Annotated in this window: 24 protein-coding genes; 17 read left to right on the top strand and 7 right to left on the bottom strand. The window is 71.2% G+C overall.

Features of this window, described 5'->3' with window-relative positions:
* Nucleotides 1–23: 23 nt before the first annotated feature.
* Both VF092_00355 and VF092_00350 read right to left on the bottom strand, forming a co-directional pair.
* Nucleotides 24–464, bottom strand: a complete 441-nt coding sequence (locus tag VF092_00355) for a DoxX family protein (protein HEX6745733.1) — start codon at nucleotides 462–464, stop codon at nucleotides 24–26.
* Between the two features lie 67 nt (nucleotides 465–531).
* Complete coding sequence (locus tag VF092_00350; GenBank protein HEX6745732.1) at nucleotides 532–996, bottom strand: MarR family transcriptional regulator; 465 nt, start codon at nucleotides 994–996, stop codon at nucleotides 532–534.
* Nucleotides 997–1,416: 420 nt separating this feature from the next.
* On the opposite strand from VF092_00350, the gene VF092_00345 reads away from it, so the two are divergent.
* Nucleotides 1,417–3,495 carry a carboxypeptidase regulatory-like domain-containing protein gene (locus VF092_00345; protein ID HEX6745731.1) on the top strand — a complete coding sequence of 693 codons (2,079 nt, stop codon included), beginning with the start codon at nucleotides 1,417–1,419 and terminating at the stop codon, nucleotides 3,493–3,495.
* A 209-nt stretch (nucleotides 3,496–3,704) separates the two neighbouring features.
* On the opposite strand, the gene VF092_00340 is transcribed toward VF092_00345, so the two are convergent.
* Complete coding sequence (locus VF092_00340) at nucleotides 3,705–5,648, bottom strand: von Willebrand factor type A domain-containing protein (protein ID HEX6745730.1); 1,944 nt, start codon at nucleotides 5,646–5,648, stop codon at nucleotides 3,705–3,707.
* Nucleotides 5,649–5,995: 347 nt separating this feature from the next.
* Nucleotides 5,996–7,573: an NAD(P)/FAD-dependent oxidoreductase gene (locus VF092_00335; protein HEX6745729.1), complete on the bottom strand. Its 1,578-nt coding sequence runs from the start codon at nucleotides 7,571–7,573 to the stop codon at nucleotides 5,996–5,998.
* A 164-nt stretch (nucleotides 7,574–7,737) separates the two neighbouring features.
* On the opposite strand from VF092_00335, the gene VF092_00330 reads away from it, so the two are divergent.
* On the top strand, nucleotides 7,738–8,622 hold the full coding sequence (locus tag VF092_00330; GenBank protein HEX6745728.1) for a DUF1259 domain-containing protein: 885 nt from the start codon (nucleotides 7,738–7,740) through the stop codon (nucleotides 8,620–8,622).
* Nucleotides 8,623–8,736: 114 nt separating this feature from the next.
* On the opposite strand, the gene VF092_00325 is transcribed toward VF092_00330, so the two are convergent.
* Nucleotides 8,737–10,074 (bottom strand): NAD(P)/FAD-dependent oxidoreductase, encoded by a 1,338-nt coding sequence (locus tag VF092_00325; GenBank protein ID HEX6745727.1) that lies wholly within the window; start codon nucleotides 10,072–10,074, stop codon nucleotides 8,737–8,739.
* A 692-nt stretch (nucleotides 10,075–10,766) separates the two neighbouring features.
* On the opposite strand from VF092_00325, the gene VF092_00320 reads away from it, so the two are divergent.
* The 3 genes from VF092_00320 (at nucleotide 10,767) to VF092_00310 (ending at nucleotide 12,886) form a co-directional block, all read left to right on the top strand.
* Nucleotides 10,767–12,122 (top strand): ectonucleotide pyrophosphatase/phosphodiesterase, encoded by a 1,356-nt coding sequence (locus tag VF092_00320; protein HEX6745726.1) that lies wholly within the window; start codon nucleotides 10,767–10,769, stop codon nucleotides 12,120–12,122.
* 223 nt (nucleotides 12,123–12,345) lie between these two features.
* Nucleotides 12,346–12,516 carry a hypothetical protein gene (locus tag VF092_00315; GenBank protein HEX6745725.1) on the top strand — a complete coding sequence of 57 codons (171 nt, stop codon included), beginning with the start codon at nucleotides 12,346–12,348 and terminating at the stop codon, nucleotides 12,514–12,516.
* A gap of 166 nt (nucleotides 12,517–12,682) precedes the next feature.
* Complete coding sequence (locus VF092_00310; protein HEX6745724.1) at nucleotides 12,683–12,886, top strand: hypothetical protein; 204 nt, start codon at nucleotides 12,683–12,685, stop codon at nucleotides 12,884–12,886.
* Nucleotides 12,887–12,987: 101 nt separating this feature from the next.
* Here VF092_00310 and VF092_00305 read toward each other — a convergent pair whose 3' ends face one another.
* Nucleotides 12,988–14,337: an MFS transporter gene (locus VF092_00305; protein HEX6745723.1), complete on the bottom strand. Its 1,350-nt coding sequence runs from the start codon at nucleotides 14,335–14,337 to the stop codon at nucleotides 12,988–12,990.
* A gap of 503 nt (nucleotides 14,338–14,840) precedes the next feature.
* Between VF092_00305 and VF092_00300 the strand changes: the two genes are divergently transcribed.
* The 8 genes from VF092_00300 (at nucleotide 14,841) to VF092_00265 (ending at nucleotide 19,721) form a co-directional block, all read left to right on the top strand.
* Nucleotides 14,841–15,554: a tetratricopeptide repeat protein gene (locus VF092_00300; protein ID HEX6745722.1), complete on the top strand. Its 714-nt coding sequence runs from the start codon at nucleotides 14,841–14,843 to the stop codon at nucleotides 15,552–15,554.
* 26 nt (nucleotides 15,555–15,580) lie between these two features.
* Nucleotides 15,581–16,570, top strand: a complete 990-nt coding sequence (gene lgt / locus VF092_00295; protein ID HEX6745721.1) for a prolipoprotein diacylglyceryl transferase — start codon at nucleotides 15,581–15,583, stop codon at nucleotides 16,568–16,570.
* 32 nt (nucleotides 16,571–16,602) lie between these two features.
* Nucleotides 16,603–17,547 (top strand): cation diffusion facilitator family transporter, encoded by a 945-nt coding sequence (locus VF092_00290; GenBank protein HEX6745720.1) that lies wholly within the window; start codon nucleotides 16,603–16,605, stop codon nucleotides 17,545–17,547.
* Between the two features lie 397 nt (nucleotides 17,548–17,944).
* Complete coding sequence (locus VF092_00285) at nucleotides 17,945–18,172, top strand: hypothetical protein (protein ID HEX6745719.1); 228 nt, start codon at nucleotides 17,945–17,947, stop codon at nucleotides 18,170–18,172.
* A 194-nt stretch (nucleotides 18,173–18,366) separates the two neighbouring features.
* Complete coding sequence (locus tag VF092_00280) at nucleotides 18,367–18,585, top strand: hypothetical protein (GenBank protein ID HEX6745718.1); 219 nt, start codon at nucleotides 18,367–18,369, stop codon at nucleotides 18,583–18,585.
* A gap of 188 nt (nucleotides 18,586–18,773) precedes the next feature.
* Nucleotides 18,774–19,022 carry a hypothetical protein gene (locus tag VF092_00275; GenBank protein ID HEX6745717.1) on the top strand — a complete coding sequence of 83 codons (249 nt, stop codon included), beginning with the start codon at nucleotides 18,774–18,776 and terminating at the stop codon, nucleotides 19,020–19,022.
* Nucleotides 19,023–19,057: 35 nt separating this feature from the next.
* Nucleotides 19,058–19,306, top strand: coding sequence for a hypothetical protein (locus VF092_00270; protein HEX6745716.1), 249 nt, complete (start codon nucleotides 19,058–19,060; stop codon nucleotides 19,304–19,306).
* A gap of 208 nt (nucleotides 19,307–19,514) precedes the next feature.
* The gene (locus VF092_00265; protein HEX6745715.1) at nucleotides 19,515–19,721 is read left to right on the top strand and encodes a hypothetical protein; all 207 of its coding nucleotides are present in this window, start codon (nucleotides 19,515–19,517) and stop codon (nucleotides 19,719–19,721) included.
* A 104-nt stretch (nucleotides 19,722–19,825) separates the two neighbouring features.
* Here VF092_00265 and VF092_00260 read toward each other — a convergent pair whose 3' ends face one another.
* Nucleotides 19,826–21,148 carry a DUF5723 family protein gene (locus VF092_00260; protein HEX6745714.1) on the bottom strand — a complete coding sequence of 441 codons (1,323 nt, stop codon included), beginning with the start codon at nucleotides 21,146–21,148 and terminating at the stop codon, nucleotides 19,826–19,828.
* 211 nt (nucleotides 21,149–21,359) lie between these two features.
* On the opposite strand from VF092_00260, the gene lepA reads away from it, so the two are divergent.
* From lepA to VF092_00240, 4 genes are all read left to right on the top strand, one after another.
* A complete protein-coding gene (gene lepA / locus VF092_00255; protein ID HEX6745713.1) occupies nucleotides 21,360–23,159 on the top strand; it encodes a translation elongation factor 4 in 1,800 nt (599 codons plus the stop codon).
* A 383-nt stretch (nucleotides 23,160–23,542) separates the two neighbouring features.
* Nucleotides 23,543–24,109, top strand: a complete 567-nt coding sequence (locus tag VF092_00250; GenBank protein ID HEX6745712.1) for a hypothetical protein — start codon at nucleotides 23,543–23,545, stop codon at nucleotides 24,107–24,109.
* Nucleotides 24,109–24,975: a glycosyltransferase family 2 protein gene (locus VF092_00245; GenBank protein HEX6745711.1), complete on the top strand. Its 867-nt coding sequence runs from the start codon at nucleotides 24,109–24,111 to the stop codon at nucleotides 24,973–24,975. Before VF092_00250 ends, VF092_00245 begins: the two co-directional genes overlap by 1 nt.
* On the top strand, nucleotides 24,972–25,976 hold the full coding sequence (locus tag VF092_00240; protein HEX6745710.1) for an ROK family protein: 1,005 nt from the start codon (nucleotides 24,972–24,974) through the stop codon (nucleotides 25,974–25,976). Before VF092_00245 ends, VF092_00240 begins: the two co-directional genes overlap by 4 nt.
* The last annotated feature ends 362 nt before the right edge of the window (nucleotides 25,977–26,338 follow it).

The raw sequence follows: 26,338 nt of genomic DNA, 5'->3' as shown, positions 1-26,338 counted from the left end.
AATGCTCCCGCCGCGTCGCCGCGTCAGGAGTTGGTCGCCGGCTGCCTTCCGCCGATCGCCGCGTCCACCGAGTAGCTTCCCGCGCCCGCCAGCATCAGCGCCACGTTCGCGGCCAGCAGCGTCAGCGGGAACTCGAACCCCGTGGGGTTGAAGAAGCCGTTCTTCAGGTGCACGAAGAAGATGGCGCCGAGCATGTTGATGGCCAGGCCGAGCGCCGCCAGCCGCGTCAGCAGGCCGATGATCAATGCGATCCCGCCCAGCAGCTCCAGCAGGGCGACCAGCGGCCCGATGACGCCCGGCATGGGGATCCCCATCTGCCCGAACATCCCGCCTACGTTGCCGAGGCCCGCGGAAACCTTCTGCCACCCGTGCATCACGAAGACGATCCCCACCACCAGGCGCAGGATCAGCAGCGCCAGGTCCACGCCACGCCGCCGCGCCGGCCCGAAGAGCATCGTGCTCATCCCCATCATCTCCCGTTGAACTGTGGGTGTTCGAACAACACGTGTGCAAACACACGTTTGGTGAAAATCATCTCCCCCGGACCTTCGCCAGCAGGGCGATGAGGCTTCGCAGCTCGTCTTCGGACAGGTGTCCCAGCGAATCGCGATGGAGCGCCTCGACCGGCGCGTCGAGCCCGTCCAGCAGCCGCGCCCCGTCCGCCGTGATGCGGGTGGTGACGTAGCGCCGGTCCTCGGTGCCGCGCTCGCGCGCCACCAGCCCGGCGGCCTCGAGCCGGTCGAGGAGGCGGGTGACGTCGGGCACCTGCGCCACCAGCCGCTCGCGCACCTCGCCGCGGCACAGCCCGTCGGGCCCCGCGCCGCGCAGGATGCGCAGCGCGTTGTACTGCGCAGGTGTGATGCCGCGCGCCTTGAGCGCCTCGGCCAGCGCATGCCCCAGCACCGCCGCCGTGCGCTCGATGCTGAGGTGCGCCTCCTGCTCCAGGCTGCCGAACGGCTTCGACTGCCGGATCTCGTCCCTGAGCTGCGTGGTCATGGATGGAATTTAGGTGTTATCACACATAGTGTCAAGACATACATCTGCTCTCCGGGATCCGGATTGGTCCAGGCGAATGAATTCACGGCAACAACAGCACCAAGTCGCTTCGCGACTGCGGGGGCAGGATCCGCGCGGCTCCGCAGGATGTTTGCGCGGGGAAAGACGGTCTTCGCCCGCGGAGATGCCTGCCTGGGCGCCCGGATGCCGCGGCCGCAGTCCCGCAGGGACTTTGTGCTTTTGTTGCCGTGAATTCATTCGCCTGTCTGATGGAATCGACCGGTGTGGCCGCTATTCAGCGCGGTGTGTACATCGCTTCCGCTCACACATTCTATTCCTGTTCCTCCCCCACTCCCGCCGCGGTCCCGCGCGACCCATTCGCGCATCCGAACCCGCGCAGTTCTCTCCCGGGGTACCCGCATGAAGATCTCCTCCACGGCCCTCCTTCTCCTGGCCATGGCCGCCCCCGCGGCCGCGCAGACGGTCCGCGGCGAGCTGGTGGATCCGCGCACCCGCGCGGGCGTCGGCGGCGCGCACGTGCTGCTGGTCGACGAGAGCGGCCGCACGGTGGGCTCGGCGCTGACGGCGGCGTCGGGCGCGTTCACGCTGCGCGCGCCGGGCGCGGGGCGCTATTCCCTGCGCGCCGAGCGCATCGGCTACGCCACCACGCGCTCGCCCGCGCTCGAGCTGCAGGCGGGGCAGACGCTGCAGTACCGGCTGGAGGCTGATCCCACCGCGATGATGCTGGCGGGGATCACGGCGCAGGCGGGGTCGCGCTGCGTGGTGCGGCCCGGGCGCAACCTGGAGACGGCGCGGGTGTGGGAGGAGGCGCGCAAGGCGCTCGACGTCACCCGCACGGCCCTCTCCGACCGGCTCTTCAGCTTCCGGGTGAAGAACTGGTCGCGCGAGAGCGACTTCAACACCGGCGTCGCCGCGGAAGGGACCACGCGCGAGAGCGAGGCCGTCACCGACCGCCCCTTCTCGGTGGTACCCGCCGACACCATCCGCGAGAGCGGCTTCATCCAGACGCGCGCCGACACCACCATCTACAACGCCCCCGACGCCGACGTCCTCCTCTCCGACGAGTTCCTCGACGGGCACTGCTTCCGCATCGTCGACTCCAGCGACCGCGACACCAGCGTCATCGGGCTGGCCTTCGAGCCGGTGCGCGAGGGGCGCAAATCCGACGTCCGCGGTACGCTCTGGCTCTCGCGCGACCCCGTGCAACTGCGCCACCTCGACTACACCTACACGCGCGCGCCCGTCCGCGGGCCCGGCGGCGTTCCCGGCGGGCGGGTGGACTTCCGCCAGCTGCCGAGCGGGGTGTGGATCGCGTCGAAGTGGGTGGTGCGGATGCCGATCCAGGACCACGACCCCGTGACCGACGTCATCCCGCACGCGGCCGCGGCGCGGCAGCCGTCGCTGGTGCGCGAGGAGGGCGGCGAGGTGGTGGCCATCGACGCGGCCCCCGGCGCGCAGGCCGGCGTCGTGGCGCTGGGAACGGTGACGGGGACGGTGTTCGACAGCACCACCGTGCAGCCGCTGGCCGGTGCGCGCGTGTACGTGTCGGGAACGGCGTACGAGGCGGTGACGGACTCGGCCGGCGGGTTCGAGATCCGCGGCGTCCGGCCGGGGACGTACGCGCTCTCCTTCGCCTCGGCGCGGCTCGACGGGCTGGGCTACCTGCCGCCGCCGGTGACGGTGACCATGGCGGAGGGGGGGTCGGTGCGGCAGGACCTGGCGGTGCCCTCGCTGACCCGCGTGCTGGCGGCCGCGTGCCCGCCGGACTCGGGCGCCTCCGTCGGCGGCGCGGTGCGCAGCGCGGCGACGGGGAACGCCGTCGCCGGGGCCGTCGTGGTGCTCACCTGGCGGCAGACGCGCAACAGCCCGGTGCGCACCGCGCAGGCGCAGACCGACGCGGCGGGCGCGTACCACTTCTGCGGCGTGCCCGCGGGGTCGACCGCGACGCTGGCGGCCAGCGCGCCGGGCGCGGGCGGCGCGTCGGCCGACCTGCGGCTGGCTTCGGCGTCGCTGGAGCGGCGCGACCTGGTGCTGGGCGGGCGCGGGGCGTCGCAGCCCATCGCCGGGCGCACGGTGCAGGCGCGCACGCGCAACTCCGAGCGGGTGCGGGTGATGACGCGCGAGGAGATCCGGCAGTCGGGGCTGCAGACGGCCATGGACCTGCTGCAGCACGTCCGCCCCGAGTGGAACCAGATGCGCGGGCGCGGAAGCATGCAGATGCAGACCGTGCGGGACCCGATGGTGATCGACCGCGAGTACGAGACGGTCGCCAGGAGCTTCCCCGCGGTGTACATCGACGGCGCGAAGGTGGAGTACGTCTACGGCGACGACTTCACCCGCATCTTCACCGAGTCGCTGCGCCGCATCCCCGCGTCGCAGATCGAGAAGATCGAGTTCCTGACCGGCCCGCAGGCCACGCTGCGCTTCGGCACCGACTCGCCCAACGGCGCGATCCTCATCACCACCCACGCGCAGTGACGAAGTGCTGAGTGCCGAGTGCTGAGTTGGGGGATCAAGAGAAAGCGGAGACTGTCATTCCGAGCGGAGATGCCGCACCGTCCTCGCGTCCACGGGGATGGTGGGCGGCACCGGGATTCGGTGCGCGACGATGACTCGGTGCAGCGCCCTCGGGATGACAGACTTTTTTGAGGGCGCGGAGATCATGATCTCCACGCCCTCGATCGTATCTACCGATCGTCGTTGCCTTCGATGGCGACGGGCTCGTGGCGGGCGATGCTGCGGTAACGCTCGACCAGCGTCACGAACTCGCGGCGGTAGCCCTCGGGGTCGTCGCCCATCGCCTCACGCGCCAGGGCGAGCACGCCGTCGGCGTCGGCGCTGCCGCGGTGGCGCGAGTCGCGCAGCAGCATCCCGAACCCCGCCACCGCCGCCGAGAAGCGGAAGTCTTCCGACGGCCGCATGCTCCCGCCCCGGTCGGTGATCGGGTGCGACAGGAGACGGCTCGTCTCGCCGTCCGGCAGCTTGTAGCGCAGCTTGACGAACGCCAGCTCGGGCCCGGCGTTCGCCCGCGGCGGCGCCGGCTCGGTGCGCTGGTAGCGCAGCTCGGGAACGCGCGCGTCCACGTCCAGCCGCACGCCCACGGGCACGATCTCGTACAGCGCGGTCACCGAGTGCCCGGCGCCCAGGTCGCCCGCGTCGCGGCGGTCGTCGTCGAACTCCTCGTTGCGCAGCGCCCGGTTCTCGTAGCCGATCAGCCGGTACGCCTGCACCCGCGACGGGTTGAACTCCACCTGCAGCTTCACGTCCTTGGCGATGGTGAACATCGTCCCGCCGAACTCGCCCACCAGCGTCTTCCGCGCCTCGCCGATGTCGTCGATGTACGCGTAGTTGCCGTTCCCGCGGTCGGCCAGCCCCTCGAGCTTGCTGTCCTTCAGGTTCCCCATCCCGAAGCCCAGCACGGTCAGGAAGGTGCCCTCCTGCCGCTTCTCCTCGATCAGCCGGAACATCTCCGCGTCGCTGCTGACGCCCACGTTGAAGTCGCCGTCGGTGGCCAGCACCACGCGGTTGTTGCCGCCGCGGATGAAGTTGCGCCGCGCCGTCTCGTACGCCAGCCGGATCCCCGCGCCGCCGGCGGTGCTCCCGCCCGCCTGCAGCCGGTCGATGGCGTCCAGGATGGTCTGCTTGCGGTCGCCCGGCGTGGCGTCGAGCACCATCCCCGCCGCGCCCGCGTAGACGACCAGGGAGATGCGGTCCTGCGGGCGCAGCTGCTCCACCAGCAGCCGCAGCGCGTCCTTCACCAGCGGCAGCTTGTTGGCATCCATCATCGAGCCGGAGACGTCGATGAGAAAGACGAGGTTCGACGGCGGCAGCCGGCTGGCGTCGACGTGGCGGCCCTGCAGCCCCACGTGGACCAGGCGGTGCTGCGCGTTCCACGGGCACTGGCCGACCTCGGCGATCACGTTGAACGGGTGCTCGCCGGCGGGATCGGGATAGTCGTAGTGGAAGTAGTTCAGCAGCTCCTCGATCCGCACCGCGTCCTTCGGCGGCAGCTGCCCGGCGCGCAGGAAGCGGCGGACGTTGGCGTAGCTGGCCCGGTCCACGTCGATGGAGAAGGTGGAGAGCGGGTTGGCGCGCACCGCCAGGAACGGGTTCTCGTCGATGGCGGCGTAGTTCTCCGTGTTCGGATCTTCCCGCCTGCGCGACGGGTCGACGATCGGCGAAGGCGCGGACAGCTCGTACGTCCCCTCGTCCGCCACCCGGCCGGCGCTGTTGGCCACCACCTCGCGGGACCGGACTTCCGCACCCTGCGCGGTCGCCACGACCCCGCTGAGCTCGACGGCCGCCTGCGCCAGCTGGAAGTTCTGGATCACGCTGTCGCCGGGCGCCAGGCGCACGACGCGACGCACGGAAGTGTAGCCGATGCGCACCGCCGTCACCGCGTAGCGCTGCGCCCCGGCCCGCATCCGCGCGGCGGGGATCACCAGCCGGTACATGCCGTCCTGCCGCGACGTCGCGGCCACGCCGAGCGCCTCGACGCGCACCAGTGCGCCGGCCAGCGGCGCGCCGCCCGCATCCGTCACGCGCCCCTGCACCACCGCCGGCGCCTGCGCCGTCCCCACGGGCGACGCGGCCGTCAGCGCCAGCATCGACCAGACCACGATCTTCTTCATCGCCTGCTCCTTTCGGGGGTTCGAACCTGCGGGTAGATGGATTCCGCGGCGTCCTCCCTTCGTCGTTCGGGGGATGGGGATCGCTTGGCCCTGCGCAGACGGAACGCGCGCGGGGCCCGCGTCTCTGACGTGGACGGGGATCGGGGGGAACGGTTCGTCCCGCGAAATCGTCAAAACGAACCGGGTGCCGAACGGTTCGTCACGGCACCCGGGCGATCGGGGAAATCTCACGCGGAGACGCGGAGACGCGGAGCCGCGGAGCCGCGGAGCCGCGGAGCCGCGGAGGGTCGCGCGCCTCCTCTGCGGCTCCGCGCCTCCGCGTGAAAACAATCTGTTTCTTTTCTTCGTCAGAAGCCGTCGGCGAGCGCGGCGCGGGCGGCGTGATAGCCGCACATCCCGTGGACACCGCCGCCGGGCGGAGTGCTGGCCGAGCACAGGTACACGCCGCGGATGGGCGTGCGATAGGGATGGATTCGCGGCGCGGGACGGAAGAAGAGCTGCGACAGCGTTCCCGCGCCGCCGTTCACGTCGCCGCCGACGAGGTTCGCGTCCGCGCGCTCCAGGACCGACGGGCCGGCGGAGAAGCGGGCGAGGATGAGGTCGCGGAACCCCGGCGCGAACCGCTCCACCTGCGACTCGATGGCCTCCGTCATGTCGACGTCCGAGCCGTTCGGCACGTGGCAGTAGCCCCAGGCGACGTGCTTTCCCGCCGGCGCGCGGGTCGGGTCCAGCGCGCTCGGTTGGGCGAAGAGGACCAGCGGTCGCGCCGCGTGCCGCCCGTTCCACGGCGCCTCTTCCGACGCGTACAGCTCCGCGGGCGACCCGACGAGGTGCACCGTCCCCGCGCGGTTGATCCCCGGCGCCTTCCAGGGGACGGGCCCGTCCAGCGCCCAGTCGACCTTGAAGACCCCGCAGCCGTAGCGGAAGCGCTCCAGCTGCCGCCGGTAGCGCCCGCCCAGCCGCTCGCCGGCGATCGACAGGAGCTGCCGCGCGGTCACGTCCAGCAGCACGGCGCGCGCGGGCGGCACGTCGCCCAGCGAGCGGACGCGCACGCTGGTGCGGATCTCGCCGCCCAGGGCGCGGAGATACGACGCCAGCGCCTGCGCGACCCGCCCCGCGCCGCCGAGCGCCATCGGCCACCCCACCGCGTGCCCCGCGGCCACGAGGACGAGCCCGTACGACGCCGTCGCCGCGAAGTCGAGCGGGAGGCCGACATGGCCGGCGCACGCGCCCAGCAGCGCCTTTGCATGCTCGCCGCGGAAGCGCGACTCGGCCACGTGGCGCAGCGAGCGCAGGCCGACGCGCCCGAACGCCGCCATCCGCAGCGGGTGCCGCGGGATCCCCAGCGGCGAGAGGAGGTCGGGCGCCAGCTCGTGCCAGTGGGCGACGAGCGGCCACAGCAACTCGCGCCAGGCGCGCGCGTCGGGCCCCAGCGTCTCGCCGGTGGCGTCCACGGAGCGCTCCAGCATGGCCACGGTGCCGTCGTCGAACGGGTGCGCGAGCGGCGCGGCGGGGTGCACCCACTCCAGCCCGTGCTCATCGAGCGGGAGATCGCGGAAGAAGGGTGATCCGATCCCCAGCGGGTAGACGGACGAGAAGGCGTCGTGCACGAAGCCGGGGAGCGTCAGCTCCATCGAGCGCGCGGCGCCGCCGATGGTCTCCTCGGCCTCGAGCACCAGGACGGACCGCCCCGCGCGCGCCATCTCCACCGCCGCCGCCAGCCCGTTCGGCCCCGCGCCCACCACCACCACGTCGTGCTCCGCCATCTCCCTCCGCCACCAATCCTGGAAATCAGCCGCCAATCTCCGATGAGCGTCATCCTGAGGCCGGTCAGACCGTAATCGGCGTCTGCACAAGAGCTTGCAGGCCGAAGGATCTATCGCCCGACACCGCACGCGACTCGCCGAGACGCGCAAAATCTCCATCCGCGATGCGGTATCCATCACCCAGACCCGCCGACGCCCGTGCAGGGGAGGGGCCAATGAGACAGGGCAGGGGGACGGAGCTCATCCAAGCGCGGCGCGGCGAGGTTCGTGCGGGGACGTGCGGGCGAATCCCACGCACCCGTCTCCATCGATCCGATCCAGCCATGGACGCCGCGATCTCACGTCTGACTCGAACGCTGCTTCTCACCCTCGTGCTGTCCCCATCGCCGCTGGTGGCTCAGGGGGATTGGGCCGCGGTCGAGCGCGCGCTGGGGCGTGCCGGGACCGAGCAGCCGGGCGGGGTGATGCGCTTCTCCTTTCCGCGCTCCGACCTGCGGGTGACGGTGGACGGCGTGGCGGTCCGGCCCGCGCTGGCGCTGGGCTCGTGGCTCGCATTCCGCCGCGCGGCCGGCGGCGCCATGGCGATGGGCGACCTGGTGCTGGCGGAGAACGAGGTGGCGCCGGTGATCGCGCGGCTGGAGCAGGGCGGGGTGATGCCGAGCGCGGTGCACAACCACCTCCTGCGCGAGCGTCCGCGGGTGACGTACGTGCACGTCGAGGCGCACGGCGATGCCGCCCGCATCGCCGGGACGGTGCGGGCGGCGCTGGCGCTGACGCGCACGCCGATGGGGTCGCCGGCAGCGCCCTCCGCCGCCCCGTTCGCGCTCGACACCGGCGCGCTGGCCGGCGCGCTGGGCCGCTCCGGGCGCGTGAACGGCGGCGTGTGGCAGGTGAGCGTCCCCCGCGCGGAGGCCATCGTCCAGCACGGCGACACGGTGCCGCCCGCGATGGGCGTGGCCACCGCCATCAACCTGCAGCCCACCGGCCCCGGCCGCGCCGCCGCCACGGGCGACTTCGTGATGACCGCCGGCGAGGTGGAGGGCGTGCTCCGGGCGCTGCGCGAGAACGGGATCGAGGTCACCGCGCTGCACTCGCACATGGTGGGCGAGGAGCCGCGCCTCTACTTCGCGCACTTCTGGGCGAACGACGACGCGCTCAGGGTCGCGCGCGGCCTGCGAGCCGCGCTCGCGCGGATGGCCGTGCGCTGAGGCGGCGGTGAGGCCGCGCGCGGTCGGGGTGGGGGATTGTCCGCTCGATCGATAGTTAAGCGATTGCTTAACTATCGCCGCCGCGCGAGGAGACGACCGGGACGCACCGCATCTTCATCCCCCCACGCCCGCGGGCAGGTGATCCTCGGCCGCCTCGGGCGGAGATGCGCCCGCCGCGGCGTCGCGTGCCTCCTCCACGCGCTCCACGGCCAGGTCGACCTTGGTGATGTCGGGGCGGAAGAAGAGCGCGACGGTCCAGTCCAGCACCATGCGCAGGCGGCGGTCCCAGCGCGGCATCTGGAACAGGTAGTACGTGCGCCGCAGCCACCACGCGGGGAAGCCGGTGACGCGCGCGCCCATCACCAACGCCACCGCGCGCGTGTGCCCCAGCGACGCCATGGTGCCCAGCGCGTTGAACTCGAACGGCGCGGGCGCGCGCCCCGCCGCCACGGCGGCCAGGTTGCGCGCCAGGTGCTTCGCCTCGCGGGTGGCGTGCTGCGCCAGCGCCGGGTACGGGCGGCCGTCGGGGCCGGGGATGGCGGCGCAGTCGCCCAGCGCCCACACGGTGGGGTGGCTGCGGCTGCGCATCGCCGCGTCCACCACGATCCGCCCGCGGCCGTCGTGCTCCACGGGGATGCCGGCGGCGGCGCCGTTCGGCACGATGCCGGCCGCGAGGACGACGGTGCCCGCCTCGATGGTCTCGTCCGCGAGGTGGACGCGGCCCGGCTCGAGCTCGCGCACGGGCGTGGCGGCGCGGACGTCGGCGCCGCGCCGCCGCAGCACGCGCGTGGCGGAATCGGCCAGCTTCGGGTCGAGCTCGGGAAGGATGCGCGGGCCCGCCTCGAACAGGTGGAAGCGCAGCTCGTCGCGGCGGATGCGCGGGTAGTAGCGCAGCACGTCGTCGGCGAAGGCGGTCAGCTCGCCCAGCAGCTCCACGCCCACCAGCCCGCCGCCGATGACGACCACGGTGAGGGAGCGCCGGCGCGTCGCGGGGTCGGAGGCCGCGTCGGCGCGCTCGAAGCGCTCGATCAGGTGGTTCCGCAGCACCAGCGCGTCCGCCATGGTCTTGAAGGTGAACGCATGGGCGGAGCCCGGGATCAGCGACAGGTTCGTCGTCGATCCCAGCGCCACCACCAGGTGGTCGTAGGGGAGCTCGTACGCGCCGGCCTCCGCCGCCTCGGCGTGGACCACGCGCCGCTCGGTGTCCACCCCGGTGACGGTGGCCTCGACGAAGCGCGCGCGGCGCAGGGCGGGGCGGATGGGCTGGGCGCAGTGCCGCAGCTCCAGCACTCCCGAGCACGCCTCGAACAGCAGCGGCGTCAGCACGAAGAAGTTGTCGCGGCTCACCAGCGTGATCTCCGCGCGCCCTCCGAACCGCCGCTCCAGCGCGCGCGTCGCCATCACGCCGCCGAATCCGCCGCCCAGCACCACGATCCTGGTCGCCCCGCTCATCTCCCCTCCTCACCGCCGGACCACGCCGGCGACTGGTCGTCCGATTCCCATCCCCAACCATCATCCTGATACACCGTAACCTTGAGACGAAAGCGCCGCCGCTCACGTGACGATGCGACACGGATGCCTAGCGGCGCCCGAGGAAGCTCTGGCGTACGACGCTCTGTAAACTGCGTCATCGGGTGTTCCGGTGCGGGCGAGGCATCGGCGCGTAACCATGGCGGACTGGCGATGACCGTCTGACGGGAGCTGGAGAAGCCGTGGCGCACGGGATTTCCCGGCGCGGCCAGGACGTGGAGCAGGGCGTGGCGATGCAGTCGGATCGATATGTCGGAAATTTCGGACATATCGTGCCGAAGGAAATACAGGGACCGGGGCCGGCCGGGTCCGTCCCGCGCCGGGGCAGCGGACACGCACGTGCGCCCGCTCCGCACCGTCGCCCCCCGATGACGCAGTTGGCGATCTTGCCGTGCACCCCGACGGCGTTCGTCCGCGCGGATACCAGGCGTTCGCTCGAAAGCGTCTCAGCGCGGCGGCGACAGTCGGAATGACAGCAGTCGTTCCGGGGCATCGGGATGACACACCCGCGTTCCCGCCCGGCCGCAAACGCGCGGAAAGGGTCCGCCGTTTGCGCGTGCGGCAGTGCGAATCACCGGGATCCGGGGATGATGATGGGGGATGGAGGGCGACGGGTGACGGAGCGGATCGAGGCGCGGGAGATCGAGATGGCGGCGCGGATGCGGGTGCCGAACCCGCGCGCCGACCACGTGGTGCTGGCGTCGATCGACGCGCTGCGCCCCGAGTTCTACCTCGACGAGACGTGGCCCGCGCCGACGATGCAGCAGCTCGGCTTCGAGGGCGTGCGAGCCGAGGCGGTGCGCACCGTTTTTCCCGCGCTGACCTATCCGGCGCACACCACGCTGGTCACCGGCGCGCTCCCCGCGCGGCACGGCATCGTCCATAACCGCCCCTTCCGCGCCGAGGGCGAGTCCGAGGCGTGGGCGTGGGAGGCGGCGCGCATCCGCGTTCCCGCGCTGTGGGACGCGGTGCGCGCGGCCGGCGGATCGACGGCGTCCGTCGGATGGCCGGTGACGGTCGGCGCGGACATCGACTGGAACGTCCCCGACATCTGGCCCGAGCACTACCGCCAGGCAGACTTCATCGCCCCCGTGCGCGCCGCCACCACGCCGCCGGGGCTGTTCGAGGAGCTGGAGCGCGAGGCAACGGGGCGGCTGCGCGGCGAGACCTTCGGGCTCGGCTGGCTGGCGCGAGAGGACCGCGTGGGCGCCATGGCCGCGTACCTGTTCGAGCGCCATCGCCCCACGCTGCTGCTGATGCACCTGATCGGCACCGACCACATGCAGCACGAGCGCGGCCGCAACAACCCGCTCACGCGCCGCGCCGTTGGGGCCGCCGACCGCGCCATCGGCCAGGTGGTGGAAACGGTGGAGCGGCTGGAGATGCGCGACCGCGTGGCGTTCGTCATCGTCGGCGACCACGGCTCCATCAACCGCCACACGCAGCTGCGGCCGAACGCCTGGCTCGCCGCCAGGGGGTTGATGGAGGACCGCGAGGATCGGGGGGCCTGGCGCGCCACCTTCCACGCCGACGGCGGCTCCGCCTTCCTGCGCCTGCGGGAGCGGGGGGATGAAGATGCCGCCGGCCGCGCCCGCCGCGTCGTCGAAGAGCAGCCGAACGGCGTCCGCCGCCTCTTCCGCATCGTCGAGCGCGCGGAGATGACCGCCCTCGGCGCCGATCCTGACGCCGCGTTCGCGCTCACCGCCGTGCCGGGGATCGAGTTCTCCGACGACGCCACGCCGCCGGAAGTGCGGCCGGTGCACGGCGCCACGCACGGCTACCACCCCGACGAGCCGCAGATGCGCACGGGCTTCGTGGGCGCGGGCGCCGGCTTCCGCCCGGGCGCGGCGGTCCCGCTCCTCCCCGCCGAGTGCGTCGCGCCGCTCGTGGCCGCGCTCCTTGGCATCCCCTTCCACGCCCTCGACGGCGTCGTCTTCCCCGGCCTCCTCAGCGATCCCTCCGAGCGATAACCAATCGGACGACAGAGAGTTGGGCGCGACGACAAAGATCTGTCATTCCGAGGGCGCCGCTCCGAACCAATCTCCACGCCTAGTCCTGGCGCCCGAGGAATCTGTGGCCTGCTCCCGGGCAACAATCCACACGCCCCTGCAATAGCATCCCCGCCATCTCCAGCCGCATATTCAACGCGGCGTGCGAGCGCACGCCCGAGCAACCCCTGCAGGAGGCGGAGCGATGCCCAGGTTGAAGCTGACCGTGGAGGAGCTGGTGCTGGAGACCTTCCGCGCCGACGACGATCCCGCGCGCGATGGCCGGAATGCGCCGGCCATGGCGCTCAGGGCCACGCAGCAGTTCCGCTGCACGTACTTCTGCACCTACTCGGCCTGCACGGGCCTCCCCTGCTGAGCCACGGGAGATGCGGGAACGGCGTATGCGGCGATTTTCAGTGGAGCGCCGCAGCGCCGCAACGGCAGTGATCGAGGCACCCACCGGCCCCAGGAGAGCGGCCACGGACCCGGCGCCAGTCCGACGCCGGGGCGGCGCTCCCGCCCATCAACCCGGGAGGTGCCTCATGCGCAAGCTCAGGCTGAGCGTCGACGAGCTGCACGTCGCCACGTTCCAGACCGACCCCGCCGTTGCCGGCGCGGGCACGGTGGACGCGCTGCAGACGCAGCCGGACTCCACCTTCAATCCCTGCACCGGCGCGCGCTGCACGTATCCCATCTATCTCTGCCGCCCCGTGCGCGAGGAGAACGAGGGGGAGGAGAAGCCGTAAAAGATTTGTCTCACGCAGGGTTAGCAGGGTCAGCAGTTGAACTGCAGTTTCACTGCTGACCCTGCTAGCCCTGCGTGAGACTTTCTGTTTAGACACGCAGCTTACGCGTCCTCCTCCAGCGGCGGGAGGACGCCGATCTCGCGGTAGATGGGGCGGAGGATGGTGCGCAGCGACGGCAGCCGCGTCGCGAACCAGGCGGCGGCGAGCATGCAGGCGATCCCGCTGACCAGGATAGTGCGCGGCGCGCCGATGCGGTGGGCCAGCGCGCCGGCCATCAGCCCGCCGAACGGCGCCATCCCCATGAACGCCATGCTGTAGAAGCTCATCACCCGCCCGCGCTTGTCGTCGTCGACGACGGTCTGGAGGATGGTGTTGCTGGCCGCCATCTGCACCATCATCCCGAACCCGACGAGCACGAGAACGGCGACGGCGAGCCACTCCACACGGGTGAACGAAAAGGCGACCAGCCCCGCCCCGAACACCGCCGCCGCCGCGGGGATCACCCGGCCGAGGCCGAGGATGGTCGTCCGCTGCGCCAGGTACAGCGCGCCGCAGAGGGCGCCCACGCCGGTGGCCGCCATCAGCGCCCCCAGCAGCGCCGGCCCGCCGCGCAGCGTCTGCGACGCGACCACCGGCATCAGCACCGTGTACGGCATCCCCATCAGGCTCACCAGCGCCAGCAGCAGGAGGATGCTGCGGATCGGCGCGAAGCGCGACACGTATCTCCACCCCTCCGCCAGCTGGTGCAGCCCGCGCTTCGGCTGACCGGAAATGCGCTCGCGGCGGGTGACACGCATCATCAGCAGCGACGCGATCACGGCCAGGTAGCTGGCGCCGTCGATGAAGAAGCACCAACCCTCGCCCACCGCGGCGATCAGGATGCCGCCGATGGACGGGCCCAGCAGCCGCGCGCCGTTCACCAGCGAAGAGTTGAGGGCGATGGCGTTGCCCAGGTCCTCGCGCCGGTCCACCATCTCCACCAGGAACGCCTGCCGGCTGGGCATGTCGAAGGCGTTGACGAGCCCCTGGAAGAGCGACAGCCCGATCACCTCGGGTACGGTGATCACGTTCGTCAGCGCGAGGATGGCCAGGGCGAACGACTGCAGCATGGCCAGCACCTGCGTCCACACCAGCATGCGGTGCTTGTCCACGCGGTCGACCAGCACGCCGGCGAACGGGGCGAGGACGAAGGTGGGGATCTGCCCCGCGAAGCTGACCACCCCCAGCAGCAGCGACGAGCCGGTGAGCCGGTAGACCAGCCAACTGGTAGCGATGCGCGTCATCCACGTGCCGACGAGCGACACGCCCTGCCCGCCGAAGTACAGCCGGTAGTTGCGCGACCGCAGCGCGCGCAGCATGCGGGGGCCGGCGGGCTCCGGCTCGGGCGCGGCCTGAAGGGTGGGGTTCTCGACGTCCGGCGCGGGACGGGTGGGACGGGGACCGAAAGCCATGCCCGCGCCCCACTCAAATCCCGTGCGCGCGTGGCCCTCACCCGAAGAGAGGAGCGGTCGAGACAAAACCGCCGTCTCGACCGCTCCTCTCTTCGACCTCTCCCGACAGCAGGAGAGGTGAACAGAAGCGACGAAAACGGCATCCGTTGGTTCTCCCCTCCCCTGCGCAGCGGGGGAGGGGCCGGGAGGGGGCCACCCCGCGGCCGCACGGATGCTCGCGTGCCGCGTCGAACCCGCCCCCACACTGAGGTCTCCCCCTCCCCCAGTCGGTTTTGGGGGAGGGGGCCGGGGGGAGAGGGCCCCCTCGCGGCGCAGCCGCGAGGAAGGGACCGGGGGGATGAGGGCCCCCGCGCCCGGTTGACACAACTCCAAGTCAGGCGATAGTTTTACCCGCTTGTGCGCCCGCACGGACTTGCGCGGCGCACGCTCTTTCTTTCCCAAAACCGAACATCCGACCGCGCGCGCCCAGGCACGCGCCGCACCTTCGTCCTGAGGACTGCTGCATGGCTTCGCACTCGTCCGTTGCCCGCCGGGAACTGCGCAAGGCCGTCGACGCCGACGATGCCGTGATGATGCGCGCCGCCGAGATGGCGGAGTGGGCGCGCAACAACGCGCGCGTGGTGATCATCGCCGCGGTGGCGGCGGCGGTGGTGGTGGGCGGGGCGCTGTACTACCGCGTGTACAAGTCGCAGCGCGCCGAGCGCGCGGCCGTGCAGTACCTGCAGACGCAGATGGGCCTTCCCGCCGACACCACGCAGGCCATCCGCGCGCTCAGCGGCTTCGCCAGCCGCTTCGACGGCACCACCGAGGCCGCCGAGGCCCGCCTGGCCGCCGCCCAGCTCTGGCTGATCAAGGGCCAGCCCGCCAAGGCCGTCGACGAGGTCCGCCCCGTGGCCGAGGGGGGCACCCCCGTCGCCGACCAGGGGATGCAGCTGATGGCGGCCGCGCTGGCGCAGCAGGGGAAGCGCCAGGAGGCGCTCGACGCCTTCCTGAAGCTGGCCGACCGCACCGACCTGCAGTACGTGAAGGAGGACGCGCTGACCCAGGCCGCCGTCCTGCGCGAGCAGGCCAACGACTGGAACGGCGCCGCCGAGCTGTACCAGAAGGTGGCCGAGGGGATGGAGAAGGGGTCGCCCGACCGCGCCATCGTGGAGATGCACATGGCCGAGGCCCGCGCGCACGCCGGCGCCGCGCCCGCCGCCCCCGCCGCGAAGTAAGCCCCGTTCCGGGCCGGGGGGAGCGCGTGACCGGATTCGTCGCCGCGGCCGCCCCGGCCCTGCTGGAAATTCCCTATCCCCACATCGACCCGGTCGCCATCGACCTCCCCGGCCCGCTCGACATCCGCTGGTACGGGCTGGGGTACATGGTGGGCTTCGCCGCGGCGTACTTCATCCTGCGCGCGCTGGCCCGCCGCGGCTTCCTGCGCCTTTCCCCCGACGCCGTCGGCGACCTGGTCTTCGCGCTCGTCCTGGGGGTGATCCTGGGCGGGCGCGTGGGCTACATCCTCTTCTACGACTTTCCCAAGTTCGCCGCGCACCCGCTCGAGATCTTCAAGATCTGGACGGGCGGGCTGTCGTTCCACGGGGGGATGATCGGCGCCATCCTCGCCGGCGCCTGGTTCGCGCGCACCCGCAAGGTGGCCTGGAAGAACGTGGGCGACGGGCTGGCGCTGGCGGTGACGCCCGGGATCTTCGCGGTGCGGGTGGCCAACTTCATCAACGGCGAGCTGTTCGGGCGCGTGGCCGACGCCTCGGTGCCCTGGGCGATGCGCTTCCCCACGGATCCCGAGGCGCTGCGCCGGATGAACGCGGTGGCCAGCTCGCTGCGCGACAAGGAGCGCATCATCGACCGCGCGTACGAGACGGGGGTGTGGCGGCAGATCGAGCCCGCGGTGCCGCTCCGCCACCCCTCACAGCTGTACGAGGCGCTGGGCGAGGGCGCGCTGACGGGGCTGGTCGTCTGGTCCGTCTTCCTCTGGAACCGCCGCCGCGGCGTGCGCTGGGGCGACGGCGCGTACGGCGGGCTGTTCCTGGTGTGCTACGGCGTGGTGCGCACCTTCCTGGAGCTCTTCCGCCAGCCCGACGCGCAGCTGGGCTTCGTGCTCGGCCCGCTGACCATGGGGCAGCTGCTGAGCATCGCCACGGCGCTGGTCGGCGTCTTCTTCTTGGTGCGCGGCATCCGCACGCCGCCCGCGGCCGCCGAGCCGCCGGCCGACGCGCCCGCCGCGGCGTAGCGCCACACCTCCTTCGATCTCGATCCGCACCGATGGGCGCAGGGCACCACCACGGCCACGGGCACCACCACCACGGGCACGCGCACGGCGACACGGCCGAGCGCAACGCGCGGCGGCTGGCGTTCACGCTGGCGCTGCAGGCGGCCTACCTGGTGGCCGAGGTGGTGGGGGGATACCTGGCCAACTCGCTGGCCCTGCTGGCCGACGCCGGCCACATGCTGAGCGACGTGGGCGCGCTGGGGCTCTCCCTCTTCGCCCTCTGGATCGCGCGCCGCCCGGCGACCGACCGCCGCACCTACGGCTGGTACCGCACCGAGATCCTGGCCGCGCTGGCCAACGCGGCCACGCTCATCACCATCTCCGTCTACATTTTCTACGAGGCGTGGCAGCGGCTGCGCGCCCCCGAGCCGGTGCAGGGGATGCTGGTGATGTGGATCGCGGTGGGCGGGCTGCTGGTGAACGTGATCGGCGCGGCGGCGCTGCACTCGGGGCGCGAGACCTCGCTGAACATCCGCGGCGCGTGGCTGCACCTGCTGACCGACGCGCTGGGGAACGTGGGGGTGATCGCGGGCGCGATCCTGGTCTGGGCGTTCGGGTGGTTCTGGGCGGATCCCGCGGTGTCGGTGCTGATCGGCGTGCTGGTGGTCTGGTCCAGCTGGGGGCTGCTGCGCGATTCGGTGAGCGTCCTGCTGGAGGGAACGCCCGCGCACATCGACGTCGAGGCGGTGCGCAGCGCGCTGCTCGAGGTGCCCGACGTGGAGGCCGTGCACGACCTGCACGTGTGGACCATCACCAGCGGGATGGAGGCGCTCAGCTGCCACGTGGTGGTCGGCGGGCGCGACGAGCGGCGGTACTCGGGCGAGATCCTGGCCGACGTGCACCACGTCCTGCACCAGCGGTTCGGCCTGCATCACCTGACCGTGCAGATCGAGCCCCGCGGCTTCAAGGAGCTGGACTGCGCGGCCCTCGGCTGCTGAAGGACGGGCGCGGAGACATGAGGGAGACACCCCAGCGGGTGTCATCCTGAGGAGGCGCCGCGCCCGAACTCGCGGCTGCACAAGCCTTTGGCGCCGACGAAGGATCTACTTTCCCTCACCCGGATGCCGCTCGATCGCGCCGGCATCCTGCCCGCCAGACAAGATCCTTCGGGCGCGGCCAACTTCCTCGCATACGCTGATCGGGTGCGCCGCGCCCTCAGGATGACATCGGTGGGGTGTCGCAGCCGGGGAATCCGAAGCGCCGCATCACTTCCGACACCACCGTCTGTCACACCGCACGACGGTTCGTCCCATGCTTCGCAGCTTCCGCCCGCTCCCGGGGTAGATTGCACCGAAACCGGTGCGCCAATCGACCTATCCACGCGGAGGCGGGATTATGAAGAAGAAGCTGCGGATCGAGGAGCTGGGCGTCGACTCGTTCGTCGTCGCCGGGGCGGGCGGGGAGCGCGGGACGGTGCGCGCGCACGGGCAGTCCGAGCCGTACGTGTGCGCGTCGGGCGTGTGGACGTGCCTGGAATCGTGCGAGGACACCTGCGGGCTGACCTGCTGGGCCAGCTGCTGGGCGACCTGCGACTCCTGCGTCGACACCTGCAACTGCGCGTAGGATCGACCGCCTTAGGGTGGAGATGGAGATCGGGCGCGGGGCCGGGCGGCTCCGCGCCCGATCCGTTTGCGCGCACATCCCGCATTCATCTCCCGCCGCTTCTGCTGTATCTTGCACCGGCTCGGCGCGATCTGCGACGTGCGACGGGGATCGCGTCTCACGCAGGTCTACCCCATCCACGCGGAGGCGGGGCCATGAAGAAGAAGCTGCGGATCGAGGAGCTGGGCGTCGACTCGTTCGTCGTCGCCAGGGCGGCGGCGGGGATCGGGACGGTGCGCGCGCATGGGCAGTCGGAGCCGTACGTCTGCGCGTCGGGCGTTTGGAGCTGCCTGGAGTCGTGCGGGGAAACGTGTGGGCTGTCGTGCAACGGAAGCTGCATCAACACCGTCGACCCCTGCTGCCAGGACGGCTGAACGGGGGATGGGGACGAAGATCGGGCGCGGGGCCAGGCGGCTCTGCGCCCGATCCATTTGCGCGCGGATCGCGCCATCGGGAGGACGGATGGGATGCGATCCGCGGCGGCTCGCGTGCCGTATCGCCGTCCCCGCCGCGGGTATGGTGATCGGAGCCGTCTCCCATCCCCCTTCCCGAGGACATCCCCATGAAGAAGCGCAAGCTGCGGATCGACGCGCTGCGGGTGGAGTCGTTCGAAACCGGCGACGCCGCACCCGCGCGCGGCACCGTGCACGCGCGGATGACCGGCCCCACCGCGTGCGAGCCGGACACCTGCGAGACGCGCTACCAGAGCTGCACCGTCTGCGAGTACTCGTGCTGGGGCACGTGCATCCCCGACGCGACCTGCGGGCTCTCGTGCGACGGCTCGTGCTGGAACACCTGCAACTGCGCGTGAGGTTTCTCCCTCATCTCACCACCACCGGAGGACGCATGAAGAAGCTGAGCCTGGAACTGGAGAAGCTGGCCGTCGAGTCGTTCGACACGGGCACCGAGGCCTCGCGGCGCGTGGGGACGGTGCGCGCGAATGCATTGGAGCAGCTGGACGCCGCGGAGCTCGTGGCCGCGCCGGCGCCGGCGTCGAAGACGTGCCTCGGGAACCTGACCTGCGACTGGTCGCTCTGCTACTCGTGCGAGCTCACCGGCTGCTACACGCGCTACCCCTGCTGCCAGATCGGGTGAGGGGATCCGTCCTGCGCTGGGACAAACGGAGCGCAACCCTCCCGGTCTCCGGGAGATCGGATGAGCACGAATCCAAAGACCAAGGGACGGCGCGTCTGCGCCGTCCCTTCGCTGTTGCAGTCGTTTCGGGTGGGAATCCGTCGGATCGGACCCGTCCAATGGGTTCACGCGTGGATCAGACCTCACCCGGGCAGCGGAGAGCACGACGATGGCAGCGTACTACGTCAACAAGGTCGCCCAATCGAACGGCGACCACGAGGTGCACACGTCGACCTGCAGCTTCCTGCCATCGGAGCAGAATCGGAAGTTTCTCGGCTATTTCGACAACTGCTGGCAGGCCGTGGCTGCGGCAAGGACCCACTACACGCAGGTGAACGGGTGCTACTACTGTTCGAATGCCTGCCACACTGGTTGACGGTCCGAAGAATGAGGGGCGGCGCGCCATGCGCCGCCCCTTCGTCGTGCGGTGAGTTCTCCGCGTCCTCCGCGGCTCCGCGTGAGGCCCGTGGTCCAGCCGGATCACGGCATGCGCGTCTGGCTGCGGGTGCCGAAGCCGAGCGTGGCGACCCACCCGCTGCGATCGGCGTCCACGGGCGAGCCGTCGGTGATGTGCGCCACGCCCAGGTGCAGCGGCCCGATCGACAGCCCGCCGGAGAGGAGCGTGCCGCTGTCCAGGTTGGTCGACGCGCCCACGCGCGCGGAGACGAACGACAGCCGCTGCTGCACGCCCACGCCCAAGGTGCGGTCCCACAGCCCGGTCAGCCGCGAGTCGCCCAGCGCGCCCTGGTAGGCGGCGGAAAGGAGCGTCCCCGCGCGCGGCTCGAAGGCGGCGCCGGCGCGCAGCATCCGCGGCAGCTTCCTGTCGGTGTCCAGGTCCGCCGCCAGCGCGCGCACGTTGGCGTTCGCCGCGGCTTCGTCGTAGTCCGCCAGGCTCGAGTCGTAGCGGTCCCACACGTCGGCCAGGTCGCCGTTCTCGTAGTCGGCGCTGGTGAGCGTCACCTGGTTCTGCGAGCGGTTGCCGCCGAAGCCGAAGGTGTTCAGCACGTTGCTGACCGACGCGCTCAGCGTGAGGCTGGGCAGCGGCTGGTACGCGGCGCCCAGGTCGACGCCGATCCCGGTGCCGCCGCGGTACTTCACCCCCGTGTACGTCACCTGCAGGTCGGTGGGAACGCCCACCGCGTTGCGGACGGTGTCGACGTCGGTGATCCCCATCCGCACCAGCGCGGTGCCCACGTACACGTGCGCCGTGGCGCCCACGGTCAGCGGGCCGGGGAGCGGCACCGGGAGGCGGCGGCCGTACGCCGCGGCGAAGTCCCAGTAGCTGGCGCGGAAGCCCTGCGTCTCCGCCGGGGTGATGTCGTACTTCCCCGGCACCGGCTGGAAGCCGAAGAGCAGCAGGTCCACGAAGTCCTTGTCCAGCGTGTGGCTGCCGACCGTGTTGAACGCGAACCCGGCGGCGAAGTGGCGGATCTGCCCGCTGGCGAACGGCAGCCGCAGGTCGCCGCGCACCTCGGTGCCGCCCGCGGGAACGGCGTCGAGGATCTCCTGCTTGCGCGCGTCGGTCTGGTTGTCGTAGTCCACCAGGTCGGCCACGTCGCCGGCGTCCAGCCCCAGCACGTCGGCGCCGGCGGAGAGCGTGGGGATGTTGAAGCTCCAGTGCGCGGCGCCGGGGAGCGCCAGGTTGGCCGGGTTCTGCCAGAGCGCCTCGCTGCCGCGCGCGGCGGCCACGTACGCGTTTCCCATCCCCAGCGCGCGCGGGGTCAGCGGCACCTGCGCGGCGGCGGGCGCGGCCGCCAGCAGCGCCAGCGCCGTCATCATCGTCGAACGATCCGTCCCTCTCATCCCTCTATCCATCTGCCGGAGTCTATCGCGAGCCACGCGTCCGTCGCGGGGCGGCGGACGTTCTGGTCGCTGCGGTGTACGGGAAGCGCAGGAAGATACCAGCGCGGGCGCGCTTCCGATAGCCGCCCCGCTTTCCGGAAAGCCGCTTCGTGGCTAGTTTTACCGGCTTCCGAACCCGAATTCCGTCCCCGGACCGACAGGTAGTTGTCCGTTGCGCATAGACCACATCCGTAACTTCTGCATCGTCGCGCACATCGACCACGGGAAGAGCACGCTGGCCGACCGGCTGATCGAGGCCACGCGCACCCTGCAGCAGCGGGAGATGAAGGAGCAGGTGCTCGACTCGATGGACATCGAGCGCGAGCGCGGCATCACCATCAAGCTCAACGCGGTGCGGATGCAGTACGCCGCGCGCGACGGGCGGCCGTACGAGCTGAACCTGATCGACACCCCCGGCCACGTCGACTTCACCTACGAGGTGAGCCGCTCGCTGGCCGCGTGCGAGGGCGCCATCCTGGTCGTCGACGCATCGCAGGGGGTGCAGGCGCAGACGCTCTCCAACCTCTTCCTGGCGATGGACGCGGGGCTGGAGATCATCCCCGTGCTCAACAAGATCGACCTCCCCGGCGCGGAGCCGGAGCGCCGCCGCGAGGAGCTGGTGGACCTCCTGGGCGTCGATCCCGACGAGGTGATCCTCGCCAGTGCCAAGGCGGGGATCGGGATCGACGCGATCCTCGAGGCCATCGTCGCGCGCGTCCCCCCGCCCGAGGGCGACCCGGACAAGCCGCCGCGGGCGCTGATTTTCGACTCGTACTACGACAAGTACGTGGGCGCCGTCCCCTCGATCCGCGTGGTCGACGGCGTGTTCCGGCCGGGGATGCGCATCGCCTTCGGCAGCAACGACTCCGTCTATCCGGTCGACGAGGTGGGGTACCTCCAGCTCGGCCGCTACAGCCTCGACGAGCTGCGCCCGGGCGAGGTGGGCTACATCATCGCGGGGATCAAGCGGGTGCAGGACACGCGCTCGGGCGACACCATCCTCGACGCCGCCAACCGCGCGACCGAGCTCCTCCCCGGCTACCAGGAAGTGAAGCCGATGGTGTTCGCGGGGATCTACCCGACGGACACCGAGCAGTACGAGGAGCTGCGTGACGCGCTGGCCAAGCTGCAGCTGAACGACGCCTCGCTCTCGTACGAGCCCGAGTCGTCCACCGCGCTGGGGTTCGGCTTCCGCGCGGGGTTCCTGGGGCTGCTGCACCTGGAGATCATCCAGGAGCGGCTGGAGCGCGAGTTCGACCTCGACCTCATCACCACCGTGCCCAACGTGAAGTACCGGGTGGTGATGACGGACGGGGAGGAGCTGTGGATCGAGTCTCCCAGCCAGCTGCCGGACCCCACCAAGATCGACCGCATCGAGGAGCCGTACGTCCGCGCGCGGATCATGACGCCGGCCGAGTACATCGGCGCGGTCCAGAAGCTCTGCCACGAGCGCCGCGGCGACTTCAAGGGGATGAGCTATCCCGACCCCCAGCGGGTGGAGCTGACCTACGACCTGCCGCTGGCGGAGATCGTGCTCGACTTCTACGATCGGCTGAAGTCGGCCACGCGGGGATACGCGTCGCTGGACTACGAGTTCGCCGAGTACCGCCCCAACCCGCTGCAGAAGCTCGACATGCTGATCAACGGCGACTCGGTCGACGCGTTCAGCGTGATCATCCACCGCGACAAGGCGTACGAATACGGGCGCAACGTGGCCGAGAAGCTGCGCGAGCTGATCCCCCGGCAGATGTTCGAGGTGGCCATCCAGGCGGCGATCGGCAACAAGATCATCGCCCGCGAGAGCATCAAGGCCATGCGGAAGAACGTGACCGCCAAGTGCTACGGCGGCGACATCACCCGCAAGCGCAAGCTCCTGGAGAAGCAGAAGGAGGGGAAGAAGCGGATGAAGCAGGTCGGCACGGTGGAGATCCCCCAGGAGGCGTTCCTGGCGGTGCTGCAGGTGGGGGACTGAGAGTGCTGAGTGCTGAGTGGGCGCGGGGCATCGCGCCCTCTCCGGCTCGCTTAGGCTCGCCACCTCTCCCGTACCGGGAGAGGTAGCACGCCACCATCCGCGCGGGGTGTACGCAATGATGCGTTCGCGGCGCTGTTGAAGTCCGCGAAGGCGGACTGCGTGTAGTTGTAGCCGCGACTTTAGTCGCATATTCCTCCTTGCGATCTCGATCTCGATCGATTCCCCGATGTCGCCGCGGTGATGGTTGCCGTTGACACCGGGACGGGCCGGAGATCGTACTCTCTCGAACGGAAGGGGTGGGGGCGTGGGGCGGTGCCGCGGGTGACCCTCAACTCGTCACGAATCCCATGGCGATGATCGCGTGTCCCGACTGCGGGTCTCCGGTGTCCGACTCGGCCGCCGCGTGCCCCGCGTGCGGCCGGACCATGACGCCGGCGCAGACGCAGCCGCGCTACTCCATCCCCGAGCGCCCGGCGCCGTACGAGCAGCCGGCGGCGGGGTACGGCAGCTCGACGCCCCAGTACGGCGCCCCCGCGCCGGGGTACGCGCCGGCCGGACCGTACTACGCCGCGCCCGTCGATCCGCTCGCGCAGCACCGGCAGACGGTGCAGATCGGCTACATCCTCCTTGCCGCGTCGTTCGCGTTCGGGCCGCTGTACATCGTCTCCGCCATCATCGCCTACACCAAGCGCGACGCCGTGCGCGGCACCTGGCTGGAATCGCACTGCAACTGGCTGGTGGACACCTTCCTGGTCTCCATCGCCGCGTTCGTGGTGATGATCTTCGGCGTGCTCATGGCCGTCCTCGCCTTCTTCCCCATGGCCTTCCTGCTGATGATGGTGCTGGGGTTCGGCAGCCTGGCCTGGCTCGTCTACCGCACCGTGCGCGGCTGGATGCTGTTCGGCGAAGGGAAGCCCGCGGTCGGCATCGTCTCGCCCCCGCGGTGGTGATGCCGGAGCGCGCGTCGGTCATCTTCACCACCTACAACAGCCCGCGCGCGCTGGAGCTGGTGCTGTGGGGCTTCGCCGTGCAGTCGCGGCGCGACTTCGAGCTGGTGGTGGCCGACGACGGGTCGGGCGAGGAGACGCGGGAGGTGATCGACCGCGTCCGCCATGAGTCGGGGATGGAGATCCTCCACGTCTGGCACGAGGACCGGGGGTTCCGGAAGACGGAGATCCTGGACCGCGCCATCCTCGCGTCGCGCGGGGACTACCTCATCTTCACCGACGGCGACTGCATCCCCCGCGCGGACTTCGTGGCGACGCACCTGCGGCTGGCCAAGCCGGGGCGATTCCTCTCCGGCGGCTACCTGAAGCTCCCGCGCGCCGTCAGCGAGGCCATCACCCCCGACGACGTGCGCAGCGGCCGCGTCGCCGATCCGGGCTGGCTCCGTGCGCGGGGGTGGAACCCGGGGCGGCGCACGCTGCGGCTCACCCGCTCGCGTCTCCTGGCGACGCTGCTCGACGCGCTGACGCCTACGGGGGCGACGTGGAACGGGCACAACGCCAGCGGCTGGCGCGCCGACCTGTTCCGGGTGAACGGCTACGACCTGGACATGGCGTACGGCGGGCTGGACCGCGCGGTGGGCGAGTGCCTGGAGAACGCGGGCGTGCGCGGGAAGCAGCTGCGCCACCGCGCGCCGGTGCTCCATCTCCACCACGAGCGGCCCTACGCCGACCCCGAGAAGTGGCGCCGCAACCGCGAGCTGCGCCGCGAGATCCGCCGCCGCGGGCTGACCCGCGCGCGGCGCGGCCTGGCCGAGCTGCAGGCCGAAAGCGACACCGCCTCCGCCCCATCCCCACTGGAGAGCACATGACCCCCGGAACGGCCGAGAAGCGCTGGATCGCAGGCGTGGACCTGGGCGGCACCAACATCGTCGTGGGCCTCATCCCCATCGAGGGGGGCGAGGTCCTGGGGCTGCGCACGCACCCCACCGACGCCACGCGCGGCGCCAAGTACGTGGTCGACAAGATGGTGGCGATGGTCGAGGAGTCCATCGAGGAGGTCACCACCCAGCACGGGACGACGCGGGATGCCGTCGCCGGCGTGGGGATCGGCTCGCCGGGGCCGCTGGACCGCAAGACGGGAACGGTGATCAACACGCCCAACCTGGGGTGGCGCAACTTCCCGCTGCGCGACCTGATGGCCAACCAGCTCCACCTCCCCTGCACGCTGGACAACGACGCCAACTGCGCCACCTACGGCGAGTGGTGGATGGGCGCCGGGCGGGGGACGCAGACGCTCGTCGGGCTGACGCTGGGGACGGGGATCGGCGGCGGGATCGTGCTGAACGGCGAGATCTACCACGGCTGCAGCGACGTGGCCGGCGAGATCGGCCACATGACCATCGACAGCAACGGGCGGCGCTGCAAGTGCGGCAACTACGGGTGCCTGGAGCAGTACGCCAGCGGCCCGGCCATCGCCACGCGCGCGGTGGAGGGGCTGGAGGCGGGCGCGCCGTCGCTGCTGCTGGACATGGTGGGCGGCAAGGTCGAGGACATCACCGCGGCGACGGTCTACGAGGCCGTCGTCGAGGGCGACCCCTACGCCAACGAGGTGATGAAGGACACCGCCAAGTTCCTGGGCGCGGGGATCGCCAGCATCATCAACATCCTGAACCCCGAGATGGTGGTGATCGCCGGCGGGGTGACGCGCGCGGGCGAGCACCTGTTCGAGCCGCTGCGCGCGGAGGTGCGGCGCCGCGCCTTCAAGAGCGCGCAGGAGTGCTGCCGCATCGTCTCGGGCACGCTCCCCGGCACCGCGGGCGTGGTGGGCGCGGCGGCGGTGTTCAAGAAGGAGAACTACGGGCACGTTTGAAGTGCTGAGTGCCCAGTGCCCAGTGCCCAGTGCCCAGTGATGGGCGGGGATCGGATCGTCGGCCATGCATCGGGACGGGCGGGTAAACCCGCGGCTGGAACATTGGGAAGCCTCGCAAACAGCGCGAGGCTTTTCTTTTTCGCGGAGAGGCGGACGAATCGCGCGAAAGGTCGGCGCCGCAGCCTGCGCAGCAGGCTTCCCAATGTTCCAGCCCGCGGGTTTACCCGCCCGTAATCAATCCGCCCCCTGCCGCAGCCGCCTGATCTCTCGTACCTTCCCGCCGCCCGGATTCACGACGCACTCACGCACTCACGCACTCACGCACTCTCGCACTCTCGCACTCTCGCACTCCCGCACTCATC

Source organism: Longimicrobium sp. (assembly GCA_036377595.1).
Lineage (GTDB): Bacteria > Gemmatimonadota > Gemmatimonadetes > Longimicrobiales > Longimicrobiaceae > Longimicrobium.
Note: the sequence above shows the minus strand (reverse complement) of the source record. Positions and strands in the feature narration are given on the sequence as shown.

Bases quoted from the DNA above. Each gene is read 5' to 3' on its own strand.
- VF092_00310 (HEX6745724.1), top strand. From the start codon at position 12,683: ATGCGCAAGCTCAGGCTGAGCGTCGACGAGCTGCACGTCGCCACGTTC.
- VF092_00340 (HEX6745730.1), bottom strand. From the start codon at position 5,648: ATGAAGAAGATCGTGGTCTGGTCGATGCTGGCGCTGACGGCCGCGTCG.
- VF092_00245 (HEX6745711.1), top strand. From the start codon at position 24,109: ATGCCGGAGCGCGCGTCGGTCATCTTCACCACCTACAACAGCCCGCGC.
- VF092_00275 (HEX6745717.1), top strand. From the start codon at position 18,774: ATGAAGAAGCGCAAGCTGCGGATCGACGCGCTGCGGGTGGAGTCGTTC.
- VF092_00300 (HEX6745722.1), top strand. From the start codon at position 14,841: ATGGCTTCGCACTCGTCCGTTGCCCGCCGGGAACTGCGCAAGGCCGTC.
- VF092_00335 (HEX6745729.1), bottom strand. From the start codon at position 7,573: ATGGAGATTTTGCGCGTCTCGGCGAGTCGCGTGCGGTGTCGGGCGATA.
- VF092_00345 (HEX6745731.1), top strand. From the start codon at position 1,417: ATGAAGATCTCCTCCACGGCCCTCCTTCTCCTGGCCATGGCCGCCCCC.
- VF092_00270 (HEX6745716.1), top strand. From the start codon at position 19,058: ATGAAGAAGCTGAGCCTGGAACTGGAGAAGCTGGCCGTCGAGTCGTTC.
- VF092_00265 (HEX6745715.1), top strand. From the start codon at position 19,515: ATGGCAGCGTACTACGTCAACAAGGTCGCCCAATCGAACGGCGACCAC.
- VF092_00350 (HEX6745732.1), bottom strand. From the start codon at position 996: ATGACCACGCAGCTCAGGGACGAGATCCGGCAGTCGAAGCCGTTCGGC.
- VF092_00280 (HEX6745718.1), top strand. From the start codon at position 18,367: ATGAAGAAGAAGCTGCGGATCGAGGAGCTGGGCGTCGACTCGTTCGTC.
- VF092_00305 (HEX6745723.1), bottom strand. From the start codon at position 14,337: ATGGCTTTCGGTCCCCGTCCCACCCGTCCCGCGCCGGACGTCGAGAAC.
- VF092_00290 (HEX6745720.1), top strand. From the start codon at position 16,603: ATGGGCGCAGGGCACCACCACGGCCACGGGCACCACCACCACGGGCAC.
- VF092_00260 (HEX6745714.1), bottom strand. From the start codon at position 21,148: ATGAGAGGGACGGATCGTTCGACGATGATGACGGCGCTGGCGCTGCTG.
- VF092_00325 (HEX6745727.1), bottom strand. From the start codon at position 10,074: ATGAGCGGGGCGACCAGGATCGTGGTGCTGGGCGGCGGATTCGGCGGC.
- VF092_00285 (HEX6745719.1), top strand. From the start codon at position 17,945: ATGAAGAAGAAGCTGCGGATCGAGGAGCTGGGCGTCGACTCGTTCGTC.
- VF092_00315 (HEX6745725.1), top strand. From the start codon at position 12,346: ATGCCCAGGTTGAAGCTGACCGTGGAGGAGCTGGTGCTGGAGACCTTC.
- VF092_00330 (HEX6745728.1), top strand. From the start codon at position 7,738: ATGGACGCCGCGATCTCACGTCTGACTCGAACGCTGCTTCTCACCCTC.
- VF092_00355 (HEX6745733.1), bottom strand. From the start codon at position 464: ATGAGCACGATGCTCTTCGGGCCGGCGCGGCGGCGTGGCGTGGACCTG.
- VF092_00240 (HEX6745710.1), top strand. From the start codon at position 24,972: ATGACCCCCGGAACGGCCGAGAAGCGCTGGATCGCAGGCGTGGACCTG.